Source organism: Frankia sp. CcWB2, from assembly GCF_977927585.1.
In genome coordinates this window covers 24,760-26,324 of the sequence record NZ_CDWRCM010000020.1, presented here as the reverse complement: position 1 = coordinate 26,324, position 1,565 = coordinate 24,760, and the positions used below count along the sequence as shown (strand labels likewise).

Here is a 1,565-nt window from a genome sequence, read left to right as displayed (position 1 = left end):
GCGGGTGCCAGCGGTGGAGACGGTCCCGGAGTCGGGCGAGGTCATGCGCAACGATGTCGAGCTCTACGAGGACAGCGGCCGCCCGGTGGCGCGGCTGTAGGGTCTGACGTGCAAACGGGTGCGGCACGCGGGGCTGATCAGGAAGCTGGTCGAGGAAGCCGGGGCGGTGGCGTTGACCGGGCCGGACCTGGTGGCGTACCTGCGGGGGGTTGTCGCGGCCCGGCTGGGCCGGGAGGCGTCCGGAGTGGACACCCGGACCGGGTTCCACGAACTCGGGTTGGACTCCACGGAGATGCTCCAGCTCAGCGCCGATCTGGAGACCCTGGTCGGGGCGAGGCTGTACCCGACCCTGCTGTTCGAGCACAGCACGGTCGACAGCCTCGCCGCGCACCTGGGCGAGCACTACTCGATCACGCTTCCCCCGTCTCCGGCCGGGCCGACGGACACAGCGCTGCCGGTTGTCGGGCTGCCGGCTACCCGGCCGACGGCTACCTGGCCGACGGACACATCGCCGCCCGCGACGTCCGGGCCCGCCGACGCGGTGGTCGCCTGCCTTCAGGTGTTCCGTCCGACGTGGACGGCGGCCCCGAGCCGGTCTGATCGTGCCGACGTCGGGACCATCCTCCTGGTGGCGGTCCAGGACGACATCGCCGTCGCGTTGGCCGGGCGTGGCCGCGTCGTGCGGGTCCCGCCAGACCGTGACGCGGTCGTCGGCGCGCTCGTCGGAGAGGACGACCTCACGTCGGTCGTCGTGGGCCTGCCGCCGGACCCCCTCGACGCCTTCGCCACCTGCGCCGCGGTGGCCGCGGCGCTGGCGGAGCACGGCGGTCGCCGAGAGCGTCGAGTCCTGTTCGTGCACCGCGTCATGGACAACCGAGACGAGCCGGGCGCGGCGGCGGCCGCCGCCTTCGCGCACACTGTCACGGCCGAGACGCCGTGGTTGCGGTGCCGCGCGGTCGGCGTGGACCAGGCGGGCGACGTGGGCGAGGCGGTGCTCGCCGAACTGCGTGACGGGGGCGAGGACACAGACCTCCGCCACGCGGGCGGGCGGTTCGCGCGCCGGCTGGCGCCCGGTGCCCCGGCCGGCACCCCGCTCACCCTGGGCGCCGCGTGCCTGGTGACCGGCGCGACGGGTGGTATCGGCGCGCTGGTCGCCGAGCACCTGGCCCGGCGGTACCAAGCCCGGCTGGTGCTCAGCGGGCGCGGTCCCGTGCCGGAAGCACTGGTCGAGCGGTGCCGGGCCCTCGGTTCCGAGACCGTGTACCTGCGTGCCGACGTGACCGCCCAGGCCGACGTGGCCGCTCTCGTCGCCCACGCCCGCGACCGGTTCGGCACGATCGACGCCGTCTTCCACTGCGCGGGTGTGGTGCGCGACGGGCTGCACTTCCGCAAGCGCTTCGCCGACAGCGCGGCGGTCCTGGCGACGAAGGTCACCGGAACGCTCCATCTCGACGCGGCTACGGCCGACCTGCGGCCGAGGATGGTGCTGTTCTCCTCGCTCTCGTCGATGATCCCGAGCCCTGGTCAGGCCGACTACGCCTTCGGAAACGCCTTCCTCAACTCCT

Annotated in this window: 1 protein-coding gene; it reads left to right on the top strand. The window is 73.8% G+C overall.

The features are described 5' to 3' along the window. Positions 1–118: 118 nt before the first annotated feature. Positions 119–1,565 (top strand): SDR family NAD(P)-dependent oxidoreductase (locus ACY45C_RS04045; RefSeq protein ID WP_462186303.1); only part of this gene is annotated, 1,447 nt, incomplete at its 3' end.